This is a genomic window from Prevotella phocaeensis, assembly GCF_900065875.1.
Taxonomy (GTDB): domain Bacteria; phylum Bacteroidota; class Bacteroidia; order Bacteroidales; family Bacteroidaceae; genus Prevotella; species Prevotella phocaeensis.
The window spans coordinates 76,701-91,292 of record NZ_LT160626.1 but is presented as its reverse complement, the minus strand read 5'-3'; the positions used below and the strand labels follow the sequence as shown (position 1 = coordinate 91,292).

The window sequence follows — 14,592 nt, the reverse complement described above, 5'->3', positions numbered from 1 at the left end:
ACATGATGTAAAGTTAATAAGTTATAGAAATAAGGACAATAGATTATGAATATAAATTTGATAAAATATGCTTTTATCGGCCTTGCTTTGCTCACTGTGGGCTGCTCGCACAGCAGTGAAGACTATGCAGACGAGGATTATGAGAAGCTTTTTCCATTCCCCGGAGTAGAGAAACCCAAGGTTTCGTATGAAGATCAGGTAGTGCAATTGGGCGATCCCGATGCCCCTATCTCGGATTATGTATATCCGGGAGTAGATATTACCGATAATGTTCGTAATTACAAGGTAACGCTCACGTGTTCGTTCACTGAGGTGGATATTGCAGGTGAACTTATTGACGAAGACGATTTAACCTCGCGGTATACCATCAGATATATAGATACCGACAAGCGTCTGCGTATCATATCGTCTAACAAACGAGACAGTACAGCACACATATTCCTAACCAACAACAAGGAAGATACTATAACCTTCACGGCAAAGTCGGGCTACCCTATGTACCTATGCGTTAACGGTGTGGGGCCTCGCAGTTCGTCTGTCAAAGCCAAGATATTGGCCATATCTGAAGATGGTTTTACGATTGTTAAACCTCTCAGCGTGCACGAATATCAGAACGAAGAAGGGCTCGACAAGATAAAAGCTCCGTTCTGCGGTTACATTATCTTACCCTAATGTATAAAGAATATGAAAAAGAATATTGCAATTTGTATAACATTGCTCGCTATACCGTTGATGTTCGCTTCATGTAACAGCTGGGAAGGCGAAACAGTAGAGTCGGCTTACAGAGAACCACAGGTACCCGATCCCTCTTATCAGTTTAAACGTAACGGCAATAGCAGTGTAGACTATCTGGAATGCAGCCTATTGCGAGATCCAATCGACTATATCTACAGCAGTTATCTGAAGAACGCCTTGATTATGTACAATGCCAACATGGAAAAAGTACAAGACTATTTTACCAACGGCGAATTCGGGTTAAAGCCCAAAGAGGAGTTGGCTGCATCTTCGCTGCACGAAGCCGACAGGGCGCGTATATTAAAAGATGTGGAAAACATTTTTACTACTACAGGTAAGCTGAGCGGACTGTCTCAACCCAGTCCGGGCACCTATCGTAATCAAAAGGCCCGCCAAGGACAAGGCGGATACGTGGGAACTTCCATCGGTGATATAAACATCGCCTTTGCCAATGAGAAAGGGGTAGTGGTGGCAGAAGTATTTAACGGTATCGTTTGGGGTGGCATCTATTTAGACAAAATACTCAATGTGCACCTTAACGACAGTCTGTACAACGACGCCCGTTTGCGCAAAGAACACGAAAACACCACCCTCCTACCGGGGCGAAATTATACAGAACTCGAACATCATTGGGACTTGGCTTACGGTTATTACCAGTATTGGTTGCCCTTTATACAAACAAATGCATTATCTGTATTACGCGAGAGCCGTATAAAAATCTATAATGCGTTTGCGCTCGGCCGTGCTGCTCTCACCGATTTTCGTTACGAAGAGGTGCACGTCCAGTTACAGATAATCCGTGCAGAACTATCGAAGGTGGCAGCCGTACGTGCCATGCATCTGCTCATAGGCGAGATAACTACTGTAAATATAGACGAGGATTTGAACAACGCCTTGGTATTTCTATCGCAAGGTTACGGTGCTCTTTACGCTCTTCAGTTCACCTTGCAGCAATCGGGCAAGCCCCATCTTTCTTACGATGAGGTAATGCATTACCTCTCTCTGCTTACCGCCGGAAACGGTTTATGGGACAAGGAACGACTGCTCTCTGCAGAAACTGTAGACGGTTCTCTTAAGAACATAGCCGCTTCCATAGGCAAACATTACGGCCTAACACCCGACGATATCAAGCGTTCCAACTAATTTTTAATACAAAATAATATATAATGAAACATAATATATATATCGCTTTGCTGCTGATGTTCTTACCTCTTGCAGCAAAAGCCCAATTAGGGAAAGAGCTTATTCCTAACGGAGGGTTCGAAGAATATGCCAAGACAACACCTCCATCTTCAGAAGATGAAAGCGATGAAGAAGACGAAGACAAGAAGAAAACAATGAATTTCGATCCTTATCAGAAGCCACTTTACTGGTATTTCAATTCTACCTTGGCCTATTCGAGGGTAAAAGATGCGCACCAAGGCATGTTTGCTGTGAAGGTTTATCCTAACGGCGGATCGTTCTTTTCGCGCGATAAAGACTTCAATCCATACCATATTATGGCCGATCCCGGCGGTGAATATCGTCTTTCCTACTGGTATAAAGGAACAGCAAAAAAACCAAATATCGTAGTTACGGTAGATTGGTATAAAGGTTCGAAATCTATCAAAAAGGATACACGTGCGGCTTGGAACGATAAAGCAAGTAACTTCTCGGATACTTGGCAACAGAAAACATTGACTTTCAAAGCCCCTGCCGGAGCAGACAGAGCTGGTGTAGGATTGTTTTTCGAGAGCGATCCGGAATCGGCAAATACCGGCGGTTACATTCTTATAGACGATGTTTCATTCGTACAGACCAAAGCGGTAACGCCATCAGCAAAGCTGGTTCCCCCCTCTAACATTAAAGCAGTGCCGCAACAGAGAGAAATAGAATTGTCGTGGAGTGCCGTCGATGAGGACGGTGTAAGCTATCAGATACTGCAGAATGAGCAAGTTCTTGCTACCACAAAGGCTACGTCTTACATAGTTGAACAGTTGGAACCGAACACATCTTACCAATTCAGAATACGCACAGTAAAAGGACCTGACGCCTCTGAACCATCTGCTCCCGTTACACGAAAAACCCAACAAATGAGCAGAGGAATAGACGAAGAAGGGCGTATACCTTATTTATATACGGTACGAGAGGTAGGAACTTGTACCCGAACCCTACGACTTTTCTACTACGACTTGGCCAACAAGGATGCACAAATAAGCTATTGGGTAGACGGTGTTGCCGTTACACCCGCCGACAGCAGTATTACCTTCGCAAGCAAAGGCGAACATCTGTTGCGGATAGAGATTGCTGAAACACCCGAACGCAAATGGGATATAGAGTATAAATTGATTGTGGATTAACAAATTATATCTATCGGAAAAAATATGAAACAGATAATAATATTTTCGCTGTTGTTGTTGTGCACGTTCGGTTTGGCTGCCTGCGATAAAGACAACAAACAGAATTTATCGGAAATACGAGTGGGTTCTGAAGATTTAAACGAAGTATCTCTCAATAAACTTTCTACCCGAACAATCCTGCTGAGCGGCGGTAACGGCAAATATACAGCCAACGTGGCCGACTCTAAGATTGCAGGTGTAAAGATAAGCAAAGATACATTGCGCATTAACGGAATATGGGAAGGGCGCACTTATGCCACGATCATATCGGGAGATTTCAAGAGACGTGTGGAGATTAACGTGGTGGTTCCGGAGCTTAGTATCAGCCAATCGGAGATACGACTTTATCCTCGCGACGAAAGTAAATTCGTTAGTTTGAACGGCGGAGGCGATATTGTAGACCTGAAAATAGATGATCCTGACAAGATTATGGATGCCAAGTGGAATGCCAAGACGAACATTCTGGAGATAAAAGCCAACTATGAAGGCGAAGCTATGATTAAGGTTATTTCGCAAAACAAGAAAGAAAAAACGCTGAAAGTTACGGTGCGTTGCGACGGTACGGCAGGCAAAGTGGGGATTTACGGCACCACTTCACACAACATATATGTACAGATGAATACCGTTATGGCCGTGCGGAAATCGGGCATAGGAGTATGGCTTTGCAGCGGTGCACGTCCTTATTCGTCGAGAAGGGTGTTGAAGATAACTCCCGCAATTGTCAACCCTATGGCCGGAACGTATGTGGACATTTCGCTGTCGATGACCTATCCGGACGAATTTGACGACAGCAATTTAAGAGAAGGTAACTACAAATTATACGTAGAGGAGGTAAGAGAAAAGGATGTAGTGCTTAGAGGTCGCGGATATAAATTCGTAATACCGTACGAGAAGAGATAGCTGCCGGCAGCGATGGAAATTCCGTGAAACACAGACTCCACCTGCATCCGCTCGCCTTAAACATAAGAATATTTATATATTGATCATAAACGAAGCCAAAGAGATTTCTCGTTATAACGCCGGAGGCCGGCACATCCATCCCCCGCAAAAAGGCTTAAATATCATCAAACTTTCCAACGGAAAAGTAATCAAACGCATCGAGAAATAAACTTGTAAGGTTCTTTTAACAATACAATCCCTCTAAAAGTCTTCCGGTTGCTTTTAGGGGGATTTTGCGTAGATGGCACAAGAAGATAATTCTTAAAATACAACTTATTGAAAATAAAGAAGTTACATTGTTAGTATAACTAAATAGGTAACGATTTGGAAACGAGCGAGCTACTTGGCTTCGCTGTTTTCTGCCTAACAAAGAACGCTTGTTATTCTGTTTGCAAAGATAATACTTTGTTACCGAATAACAAGCGTTTTTAATGAGATATTCTTCTTTCTGCATTTTTGTAATGCTGATTTTGTCGCTGTAATGGGATTATAATCCTCGTCCTCTCTTTTTCTTGTTAGCTTGGTTTCTGAGTTTGCGCTGCCATGCAGTTTCGGCATAGTCATCACCATGAGCGGATGGTGTAATCAAATCTCCTAATCCTTCCACTACGTCATCGATTGCGCTAATGGCTGCATCTGCTATTGTATCGATAGCCTGTGCAATCTGCGGAGTTTCTTTTGATGCTAGTGGTATGTATGAACGGCTTTTAGGTACAAGCTGATAGCCCTCATCAGATTGTTCTTTCTTTTCTGTCGGCTCTTGTACTGTTAGATGTGGTTTCCTTGATTCTTCCTTGTTGGTTGTTTCAAAGTTCTTCTGCAAGGAATGGTAGCCGAACTCCCTGCCGATTTCGGAAGCCTTGAAGGATTGCCCTGCGTATGAGAACTTCAAGCCATAGACCTTGCCCTGCTTGTTCTTCATACGCTCTATGGTAATGCCGTTTTTGTTCAATTCATAAAGGAACATGGAATGCTCCGTGACGCCTGTTCCTTTGTACTTGTCAAGCAAGGTGTAGCAAATCTTCTGCACCTGCTGCTTTGTTTGCTCTCTTGTAGGGCTGGCTTTTTCCTTTTGGTATTTCCTTTCTGCCTTGATCTCTTTTGCAATGGTCAAGCCTTTTTCCCTGCTGATTTCCTCTGCCACCCTTGCAGCCCTGTTGCTCACAAAAGTAGTATCATAGACCTCTCCATACAGACTGATGCGGTTGGCGATGATGTGAATGTGTGTGTTGTCGGTGTCCTTGTGCGTTACTGCCACCCATTGGTGGTTGTCAAGTCCTATTCGTTTGGCAAACAAATGGGCTATCCGCATAAGTTCTGACACAGGTAGCTTTTTCTCGTCCTGCGGTGCGATGCCGATTTCGATACGGAGAAACTTGTTCCTGCAACGGCGGTTGTAGTCGCTGACCACTTTCATTTCCTCATAGATAGCCTTTGGCTCCCTGCTGCAAAGGTTGTGGAAGGCAAGCCGATAACCGAGCTTGCCCTCTCTGAAAATATAGTCCAAAGCCGTGCTGCCGTGAGCTATCGCCTTACATTTACTTATCATTTCTTGTTAGATTTAAGACCTTATATATTTCATCATCCACACGAAAATGCGGGTCGTAAAATCGCTTAAATGCTTCTTTGGCACATAGCGAAAGGTTCTTTGTGATGAGTACCCACCTTTCGTCCTTGACCTTGATGAGATTGGAAACCTGCCCATAGAACCTTCCAGTATGCTGGAGAATGGCAATGGCTTCCCTCTCATTGTCTGTCATCTTGGGAACGGCTGTTACTTCTCCGTTAAGGAGTATTTCCCGACAATAATCGGAGAACTTCCGTCCCGTGCTTTCCGCCCTTGATTTGATACGCTGCTTCTCTTCACTGGTACATCTTACCTTGATGAACTCCGTCTTGTTCATCCGCTCATTTTCCTTATCCTGTTGCTGCCATCGGGTAGCTTTTCCTTTGTATCTTTTCATATAAGTTTCCTTGAAAGTTAATCATTGTAGATGATTTATTACCTCTAAATTCCTGAACGCTGACCGATGAGAACGGAGTGATTATGGTCTAATCTCCCCGATAGATAGACGAGGGGAGCAAGAGCAGTTTGTGGGTACAAACTGACGTCTTGCAATGTCAGTGATAAGACCATTTACGCACAAGGCGTTTTATAGTCGAAAAGCGAATGCCGTGCATTCTGTGTTTAACTGTGTTCGTGGTGTTCCCATCATTCAGTATGTTAGACAAATGTCTGTTACCATGTTCTCTAAAAAAGGGTTGAGGGTTTTGAGTGGAATAATAGCCCCTTTTCCCAAAAGTCCTCGCCCCTTTTCCTGTGATTTACAATCTCCTCCATTTCTCTATGTCCTCACCGTACTCCTCCAAATGAATGCGCACGATGTTCTCCACGAAACTTGAAAGGTTACTGCCTCTGTCGCCCAACCTGCGCACGATGAAGTCGGCACGCTCCTGCGTTTCTCGGCTCAGATAAACCGCCTTTCTGTTGGTCAATCTTGTCGGAACAAGGTAGGCTTGCTTGTAGGCTTCGAGCGTTTCCTTTCTCATCTTGGCACTGATGCGTCTTTGAACGGTTGCACTCTCAGTGTTCTGTGCAGATTCAGAGTGCGTAGTATTCTCTGTGTCCTGTTCGTTAGTAGGTCTTTCTGTTTCGGGAACTTCAGTCCCTTTCTGTGGAGTAGATTCGTACTCTGTTTCATCTTCCTCACCCAACAGCCATGAAAAATTTTTGTCCGTTGTCTTTGTTTTATTTTCCATTTTGCTATCTAATTTTATGTTTGACTTGTTTTGATTTCTTACTTTCCTTTTGCTCCGTAACCGACACCCGTGTCCGTTCCTGCGCTTTCTGCTGCACCTGTTTACGCATACGGCTGACATGAAACTCGTTGAGGTCTTTGAACCCTTTGTAATGTACGGACATATCCTCCACCTTGAAACCTGCCTTGACGAAATCATTGGTTGCCCTCCGTCCTGCTTCATCATTGTCAAGGAAGGCACGGATATGGGGCAGGTGTCGGTCGTTCAGACAGCGGACAGTCCTTGCCACATTGCTTACGGAGTTTAGCACAAGGCAGTGGCTGGCTATCTCCTCTTTCATTGAAAGAAAAGAAAGGAAATCCATAAATCCCTCAAACACGCATACAGGCAGTGGCTTGTCTATTGCGTGTTCTGTCTGTTTGTCCGTAAATATCAGAGTAATATCCTTCGGAGCTATCGTTCCTTTGAACGAACCATTATCCCGAAGTTCATACCCTCCTGATTGATTGGCAAAGCCGATGGCTTGATAGCGCCTGCCTCTTACCTCATAGCTGATACATTTTAGGAAAGGCTTTGCCTTTTCCAAATCAATGCAGCGTACCTTTGTAAGATACTCCTGCAAATGTGGCGGCAGGGTGTCTGATATGCTTATCAGTCTCCTTGCTTCGTTTGCAGCCATCGTTGGTTGGAGATTGTTTTGTGAGAGGTCATTGCGAGAACTATATGCTGTATCATCGGGAGCGGTCTGTCCCAAGCGGTGGATGGCTTCCGATAGCGTGCAGCCCTCCAATCGCATACAGAGGTCGATGATACTTCCGCCCCTGCCTTCGGCATAATCTATCCAGAGGTTCTCCTCTGTGTCCACCTTGAAACTCGGATGTGTTTCTGCACGCAACGGTGAGCGGTACAACGCATAGACTGGTGTTCTGCGTACAGGCTTGATGCCTTTCCTTTCAAGATACTCCAAAATGGGGTATCGCTTGATGCGTGATAAATCTTCTTCTTTCATTGTGATATGTTTTAATTGAATGGATTGAATCATTTTTGTTTGAATGACAATGGTGTATTTGAATGATATTTGAATGGTAGTTGAATGATTATTGAAAGAAATTCTCTTTTCAGAAGTTTTTCCCCTCCAAACTTTTTCATCTTTCTTCTTACTACATACTATTTTAAGTTAAGTAATTGATTTTCAATATATTTTTTGTAATATCAAGTCATACTACGAACTTACTACATGCGCCTACTACATTTGGTTGCTGCAATAACTTGGCAAGGGACAAGGGAGAATCTTCCTTACCTTATATACATAGATTGGACTGCCGCCCTCACGCCTCTTGCTCACTTTCTCAAAGCCTGCCCTTTTCAGGGCTTCGCCCATATGCTTTAAGGACAAGGGATGATGCGTGTAAAGTCTCAAGTAGGTGATTATCTCGGTGGTGGTCATATAGGTACAGTTGGGATTATCCTCCGCTGGCTTCTCAAAGCAGCGGAGCAGCAGTTCCATTTCTGCGGTCTGTACTTGGAAGTCTTCGCTCTCCCTGTATAGTTCCGTGATTTCATCATCGTCAAACCAATAGCGAAAGCCTGCGTTTAACAAGGCTTTCGCTTCGGCATAGACATTATCCATAGATATTGCCTTTGCACGCTCAATGTCAATGGAAAACACCTCAAAGGGAAGAAAACGCCTGCTGCCTGTGGGGTCGGTAAGGAAGTCATTGCCATTTACCGATGCAACGAAGCTCGCCAAGTGGGGGTGTTCCTCCACATATTTGTCATAGGGCATACGGTACTTGACCATCGGGCAGGTGATGAGGTTCTTCAACTCGTTTTCGTCACGCTTGTTGAGGGCTTTGAGTTGGTCATCAATGTTTACGATGAGGTTTTGCCCGATATAAGTCAGCGTGTCTTTCTCCTGCGGATATATCTTACCCGTGTAGCTGTAACCGTGCAGGGGTGGCGGACAGAGCAAATCCAAAAACGTGGTTTTGAACTTTCCCTGCTCGCCCGTCAGCACGAGGCAGGTGTGGTTACGGCACTCACGGTCGTCCATAGCGTTGGCGACCACTGCCACGAGCCATTTGGTAAGGTACGTCAGCCACTTGTCAGAGTTACGCACCACAACGCAACTTGCCAAGTCAGGAATGGCTTTCAATGAAAGGGAGGAAGCATTGCAGCAACTATTGTATTTGTTAGTGTTACCACAACTACTGCCTATATCCAGCAAGGGCAACGCTTTGAAATACTCCTGTATGGGATTGATGCGTGGCGAGAAACTACTCTCAATGATGGAATAGAGATTATCGGAAGAAGTAACAATACCCACATAGTTGTCAAGTTCCCTGCGGAGCGTGTTGATTTCATAGCGACCCACTTTTGAAAAGTGAGCCTCGTTCTTGCCACGGTATTCGGTTCGCCCCAACACTGTGTTGTATCTGAACTCATAATGGTTGGAGAGATATTCTTCTATCTCTGCGTTCTTGGAAGAGGTCTTTCTTTGTTTAGGTGTGCTATACTTTTCTTCCGTTTTACCTTTATTTGCGTTCGTTTTCATTATATGCCTGTTTTTGTTTCCAAGAGTGAAGTTATTAAGAGAACGGGAAAGTTCCAAGCATTCGGAGAGTGCTTGCATAATGTTGCGCACATTGGCAATGAATTTCTCACGAATTTTTGATAGGAAACAGTCGGAAAGCATGGATTTAAGCCCCAAACAAGAGGATAAATGCGTAAAGGATGCAAGAAAGACAGGTGCTTATTTGCTGCAATCCGCATCATATTGCATCGGCTAAAACGGATATGATAAAATGGAGTGAAGAAGCAAAGAAAGCTAAAATTAAAACTGCCTTTCCTTGTTTTTCCCTAAATTTCCCTACTGTTCCCTTGTGCTTTGAAGTATGACAAACACTCCCTACTTTTGCAAGCAGAAACGTGCGGTGAAGCGCAAAACAAGAAAAGGAATTACAGACAAAACAACAATAGAATTATGGGATATTTTATCATTACGGATTCAAACTGGGCAAAGCTGAGGAACGAGATACTCAGCCTTGCCGAGACCTGCTACAAGGCATTCGAGGAACATAGCAGGCATACCGATTGGCTGCACAACGGTGATGTGTGCAGGCTGCTCAACATCAGCAAGCGCACCTTGCAGCACTATCGTGATACGGGCGTATTGCCCTTTGCCCAAATCGGGCATAAGTGCTATTACAAGCGTGAGGACGTGGAGCAGTTACTCCAAACCAAAACAGAGAAATCAAAAACGGATAAAACTAAAATCAACAAATAGACACGAAGATTATGGAACAGGTTAGAGATTTGAAAATGAAGGCTGACGATATGCAGGTGGTGCTGTCCGCACTAAAAGGGGTAAGCAAGCGGATTAAGGAAGTGGCAGAAACACACAAACCACTGTTTGGTGGTGAGCATTTCCTGACAGGTAAGGAGGTATGCGAGCGGCTGTATATCAGCCCCCGTACCCTGCAGGACTATAGGGACAGGGGAATTATTTCCTACACGCAATTCGCAGGGAAGATACTCTATAAGTCCTCGGACTTGGAAAAGATGCTGAAAGATAATTATAGGGAACAGAAACAAGTGCCTTAGGATATTTAGATTACATTTCAAAAGTTAATCTAAAAGCTTATGATTTCACAAGTACCCTGCAAGAAGGAAGCGGCTATTCCTATGGATTTGGAAACCATAAGATGCTTTCACATAGAATCATTAACAACTTAGACTTGCGACTATAGCATAGGATTACTACTTATATTTTTCTGAGATACAGAAAAAAACGATTTTCCCCAAAAATAGCGATATTATTTGCATGTATCAGATATTGTTCGTAACTTTGCGAACAACAAAGAAGAAAGGAGAATTGGAGTGAAAGAGAAACAGTACACAACAGAGCAGGAACAGATTGCTCGTTTTGCCAAAGCAATGGGACATCCGGCACGGATGGCTATTCTTGCTTTCTTGGCAAAACAAGATAGTTGCTTCTTTGGTGATATTCACGAAGAGCTACCTATTGCTAAAGCAACCGTTTCGCAGCATTTGAAAGAATTAAAAGAAGCTGGCTTAATTCAGGGGGAAATAGAAACGCCCAAAGTCCGGTATTGTATAAACCGGGAGAACTGGGAACTTGCCCGAAAATTGTTTGCAGCTTTTTTAGGGGACTGTAAATGTAAAGGTACATCGTGCTGTGAATAGCAGTACTTTTTTTTGGAATAGTTGTTCGTAGTTCTACGAACTACGATTATTATATTAACTTTAAAATAAAATGACAATGGAAATTAAAGTATTAGGAACTGGGTGTTCAAGCTGTAAAGCCTTGTACGAAACTACCAAACAAGCTATTTCAGAATTAGGTTGCGATGCATCCCTTATCAAAGAGGAAGATTTATTGAAAATCATGGAGTATAACATTTTAGGGCTTCCAGCTTTGGTGATTGACGAGATAGTCGTATCAGCCGGAAAAAAGTTATCTCTTGCAGAAGTGAAAGAGTTGATAACCAAATAAAAATGAACTATGAGAAAATTATTTTATCTACTGATTGCAACGCTGGTCTTAGTTTCTTGTGGCAATGGTTCAAAGAAAAAGACCGGAGAAAACCAAGCGGAAGAAATACAGACTAACCGCATAGAGGTTCTTTATTTTCATGGAGCGCAACGGTGTATCACTTGCCGGGCGATAGAAACAAATACATTAGCCCTTTTGGATAGCCTTTATTCAAAAGAAAAAGCCGACGGTAAAATTATCTATAAGGTGATCGATATTTCAAAGAAAGAAAATGAAGCGATTGCAAACAAGTACGAAGTTACATGGTCGTCTTTATTTGTAAACGGCTGGAAAGACGGCAAAGAGAATGTAAACAATATGACCGAGTTTGGTTTTTCCAATGCGAAAAATGCACCGGACAAGTTTAAAGACGGAATTAAAAGCAAGATTGACGAATTATTAAGACAGTTGTAAGATGGATTTTCTTCAATCGCTATTAGATAACAGTTCTATTCCTGCTATTACAGCTTTTATATTGGGGATTTTAACGGCGGTCAGCCCGTGTCCGTTAGCGACCAACATAACGGCAATAGGATTTATTAGTAAGGACATAGAAAACCATCACCGGATTTTTATAAACGGATTGCTTTATACATTCGGCAGAATAGTAAGCTATACGGTTCTTGGCTTTATCCTTATCCCTATTCTCCGTGAGGGAGCAAGTATGTTTATGGTTCAAAAAGCCGTAAGCAAGTATGGGGAAATGCTGATTGCTCCGGCGTTAATCATCATTGGAATATTTATGCTTGATGTAATAAAACTCAATCTACCGAAAATTAATATTGATGGTAAAAGTTTGAAAAAGAGGACTAAAGGCGGTTGGGGGGCTATGCTATTGGGTATTTTATTCGCCCTTGCTTTTTGTCCTACCAGTGGAGTATTTTATTTCGGTATGCTTATGCCTTTGTCAGCAGCGGAAACGGGCGGGTATCTATTACCTGTAATTTACGCTATTGCTACGGGATTACCCGTAATCCTTGTTGCATGGATTTTGGCGTACAGTGTTGCCGGACTCGGTAAGTTTTATAACCGGATGCAAATATTCGAGAAATGGTTTCGTAAAATAGTTGCCATCCTCTTTATTGCGGTAGGAACTTATTATGCAGTAGTCTTTTTTCCATGAATAAATATGAAGTATCATTTCAAATAAAAAACAATATGAAAAAGATAGAAATTTTCGACCCGGCAATGTGTTGCCCTACGGGTCTTTGTGGAACAAACATTGACCCTGAATTGATGCGTATTGCGGTTGTTATCGAAACATTGAAAAAACATGGTATCATCGTTACCCGTCACAATTTACGTGACGAACCGCAAGTATATGTAAGTAATAAAACCGTAAACGAGCATCTGCAAAAACATGGGGCGGATGCACTGCCTATTACTTTAGTGGACGGTGAAATCGCTGTTTCAAAAACCTATCCTACCACCAAACAAATGAGTGAATGGACGGGTATCAATTTGGATTTTATGCCAGTAAAATAAGTTTGCACCAACTAATTATATAAAAATGAAAACATTTAATTTATCAAATATAGATTTGACGAAATACCTTTTCTTCACCGGAAAGGGCGGTGTTGGAAAAACTTCGATTGCTTGTGCTACTGCGGTAGGCTTGGCAGATAATGGAAAGAAAATACTTCTTATCAGTACAGACCCGGCCTCAAACCTGCAAGATGTGTTTAATCAAACACTGAACGGACACGGCACGGATATTCAAGAAGTTCCCGGCTTAACGGTCGTTAATCTCGATCCGGAACAAGCCGCAGCCGAATACAGGGAAAGCGTTATTGCTCCTTTCCGGGGACAACTGCCCGAAAGTGTAATTCAGAATATGGAAGAACAACTTTCAGGCTCTTGTACGGTAGAAATTGCTGCATTCAACCAGTTTTCCGACTTTATCACGGATGCTGATAAAGCAAAAGAATACGACCATATTATCTTTGATACAGCCCCCACGGGACACACGTTGCGAATGTTACAACTACCATCAGCGTGGAGTACATTTATCAGTGAGAGTACGCACGGTGCATCTTGCTTAGGTCAATTATCCGGTTTGGAAGAACGGAAAGGTATCTATAAGCAGGCAGTTGAAACACTTTTGGATGCAAACGCAACCCACTTAGTATTGGTTAGCCGTCCTGAAATCGCACCATTAAAAGAAGCCGCCCGTTCTTCACATGAATTGCAATTACTGGGAATTAAAAACCAGCTATTGGTAATCAACGGGCTTTTGCTGCAATTAGATGAAGCCGATAACGTATCGAAACAGATATATGACAGGCAGCAAAACGCCCTGAAACAGACCCCTGCGGAACTGCTGGAATATCCGTCTTATTATGTTCCTTTACGGTCATACAATTTATCTAATATTGCGAACATCCGCCAGATGCTTTACAATGATAATTTAACAAATGATGCGAACTATCAGCGGATTACCGATGCCAAAGGGATGGATGAACTGGTAAATGACCTCTATCAATCAGGAAAAAGGGTTGTTTTTACTATGGGAAAAGGCGGCGTGGGAAAAACCACTTTAGCCACTGAAATAGCCCTGAAATTAACAAAACTGGGTGCAAAGGTCCATCTTACCACCACTGACCCGGCAAACCATCTGAATTATAACCTTGCTGTTCAGGCTGGCATTACGGTAAGCCGGATTGACGAAGCGGAAGTGTTGGAAGCCTATAAAAACGAGGTTCGCAGTAAAGCTGCGGAAACAATAACAGCCGAAGATATGGAATATATAGAGGAGGATTTACGTTCACCGTGTACGCAGGAAATTGCAGTATTCCGGGCTTTTGCTGAAATTGTCGATAAAGCAGAAAATGAAGTCGTAGTAATTGACACCGCACCTACCGGACACACTTTGTTGTTGCTGGATGCAACGGAAAGTTACCATAAAGAAGTACAACGTACACATGGCGACACTCCCGCTTCCGTAAGAAAGCTGTTACCACGTTTGAGAAATCAGCAGGAAACAGAAGTCGTTATTGTGACCCTGCCCGAAGCAACACCCGTATTTGAAGCCGAACGCTTGCAAATGGATTTACAACGTGCCGGGATTAATAATAAATGGTGGATCGTGAATGCTTGCTTGTCATTAACTGACACCGAAAATTCTTTCTTGCGGGCAAAGGCGCAAAATGAATTGGTTTGGATTAAGAAAGTAGAAGAATTGTCAAAAGGAAATGCTGCCCTGATAGCTTGGAAAAATAAATAAAA

At 43.0% G+C, this 14,592-nt stretch carries 17 protein-coding genes; 12 read left to right on the top strand and 5 right to left on the bottom strand.

All coding sequences use genetic code 11. The features are described from left to right. Positions 1–45 precede the first annotated feature (45 nt). The 4 genes from BN3912_RS08590 to BN3912_RS08575 are packed head-to-tail and all read left to right on the top strand — an operon-like array spanning position 46 to position 4,013. Positions 46–672: a hypothetical protein gene (locus tag BN3912_RS08590; protein ID WP_023983694.1), complete on the top strand. Its 627-nt coding sequence runs from the start codon at positions 46–48 to the stop codon at positions 670–672. A gap of 12 nt (positions 673–684) precedes the next feature. After that, positions 685–1,878, top strand: a complete 1,194-nt coding sequence (locus tag BN3912_RS08585; RefSeq protein WP_023983695.1) for a DUF4856 domain-containing protein — start codon at positions 685–687, stop codon at positions 1,876–1,878. A 23-nt stretch (positions 1,879–1,901) separates the two neighbouring features. Beyond that, on the top strand, positions 1,902–3,074 hold the full coding sequence (locus tag BN3912_RS08580) for a fibronectin type III domain-containing protein (protein WP_023983696.1): 1,173 nt from the start codon (positions 1,902–1,904) through the stop codon (positions 3,072–3,074). Between the two features lie 24 nt (positions 3,075–3,098). Then, complete coding sequence (locus BN3912_RS08575) at positions 3,099–4,013, top strand: hypothetical protein (protein ID WP_023983697.1); 915 nt, start codon at positions 3,099–3,101, stop codon at positions 4,011–4,013. Positions 4,014–4,539: 526 nt separating this feature from the next. Here the strand turns inward: BN3912_RS08575 and BN3912_RS08570 are convergent. From BN3912_RS08570 to BN3912_RS08550, 5 genes are all read right to left on the bottom strand, one after another. Further along, a complete protein-coding gene (locus BN3912_RS08570) occupies positions 4,540–5,601 on the bottom strand; it encodes a relaxase/mobilization nuclease domain-containing protein (protein WP_023983699.1) in 1,062 nt (353 codons plus the stop codon). Beyond that, positions 5,591–6,016 carry a plasmid mobilization protein gene (locus BN3912_RS08565; protein ID WP_023983700.1) on the bottom strand — a complete coding sequence of 142 codons (426 nt, stop codon included), beginning with the start codon at positions 6,014–6,016 and terminating at the stop codon, positions 5,591–5,593. The genes BN3912_RS08570 and BN3912_RS08565 overlap by 11 nt, the downstream gene beginning before the upstream one ends. A gap of 361 nt (positions 6,017–6,377) precedes the next feature. Then, complete coding sequence (locus tag BN3912_RS08560) at positions 6,378–6,812, bottom strand: DUF3408 domain-containing protein (protein WP_023983701.1); 435 nt, start codon at positions 6,810–6,812, stop codon at positions 6,378–6,380. Positions 6,813–6,816: 4 nt separating this feature from the next. After that, a complete protein-coding gene (locus tag BN3912_RS08555; protein ID WP_023983702.1) occupies positions 6,817–7,821 on the bottom strand; it encodes a toprim domain-containing protein in 1,005 nt (334 codons plus the stop codon). A gap of 237 nt (positions 7,822–8,058) precedes the next feature. Then, a complete protein-coding gene (locus BN3912_RS08550) occupies positions 8,059–9,444 on the bottom strand; it encodes a virulence-associated E family protein (RefSeq protein WP_036859219.1) in 1,386 nt (461 codons plus the stop codon). Positions 9,445–9,795: 351 nt separating this feature from the next. Between BN3912_RS08550 and BN3912_RS08545 the strand changes: the two genes are divergently transcribed. The 8 genes from BN3912_RS08545 to arsA all read left to right on the top strand — a co-directional run bounded on the left by BN3912_RS08545 (position 9,796) and on the right by arsA (position 14,590). Further along, a complete protein-coding gene (locus tag BN3912_RS08545) occupies positions 9,796–10,098 on the top strand; it encodes a helix-turn-helix domain-containing protein (protein WP_023983704.1) in 303 nt (100 codons plus the stop codon). Positions 10,099–10,109: 11 nt separating this feature from the next. After that, positions 10,110–10,415: a helix-turn-helix domain-containing protein gene (locus BN3912_RS08540; protein WP_023983705.1), complete on the top strand. Its 306-nt coding sequence runs from the start codon at positions 10,110–10,112 to the stop codon at positions 10,413–10,415. 276 nt (positions 10,416–10,691) lie between these two features. Further along, positions 10,692–11,018 carry an ArsR/SmtB family transcription factor gene (locus BN3912_RS08535; RefSeq protein ID WP_005800946.1) on the top strand — a complete coding sequence of 109 codons (327 nt, stop codon included), beginning with the start codon at positions 10,692–10,694 and terminating at the stop codon, positions 11,016–11,018. Between the two features lie 76 nt (positions 11,019–11,094). After that, positions 11,095–11,328, top strand: coding sequence for a thioredoxin family protein (locus tag BN3912_RS08530; RefSeq protein WP_023983707.1), 234 nt, complete (start codon positions 11,095–11,097; stop codon positions 11,326–11,328). 9 nt (positions 11,329–11,337) lie between these two features. Next, on the top strand, positions 11,338–11,781 hold the full coding sequence (locus BN3912_RS08525) for a nitrophenyl compound nitroreductase subunit ArsF family protein (RefSeq protein ID WP_023983708.1): 444 nt from the start codon (positions 11,338–11,340) through the stop codon (positions 11,779–11,781). Position 11,782: 1 nt separating this feature from the next. Continuing rightward, the gene (locus tag BN3912_RS08520; RefSeq protein ID WP_023983709.1) at positions 11,783–12,490 is read left to right on the top strand and encodes an aromatic aminobenezylarsenical efflux permease ArsG family transporter; all 708 of its coding nucleotides are present in this window, start codon (positions 11,783–11,785) and stop codon (positions 12,488–12,490) included. 35 nt (positions 12,491–12,525) lie between these two features. Then, positions 12,526–12,852, top strand: a complete 327-nt coding sequence (gene arsD / locus BN3912_RS08515; protein ID WP_023983710.1) for an arsenite efflux transporter metallochaperone ArsD — start codon at positions 12,526–12,528, stop codon at positions 12,850–12,852. Positions 12,853–12,877: 25 nt separating this feature from the next. Then, a complete protein-coding gene (gene arsA, locus BN3912_RS08510; protein ID WP_023983711.1) occupies positions 12,878–14,590 on the top strand; it encodes an arsenical pump-driving ATPase in 1,713 nt (570 codons plus the stop codon). The last annotated feature ends 2 nt before the right edge of the window (positions 14,591–14,592 follow it).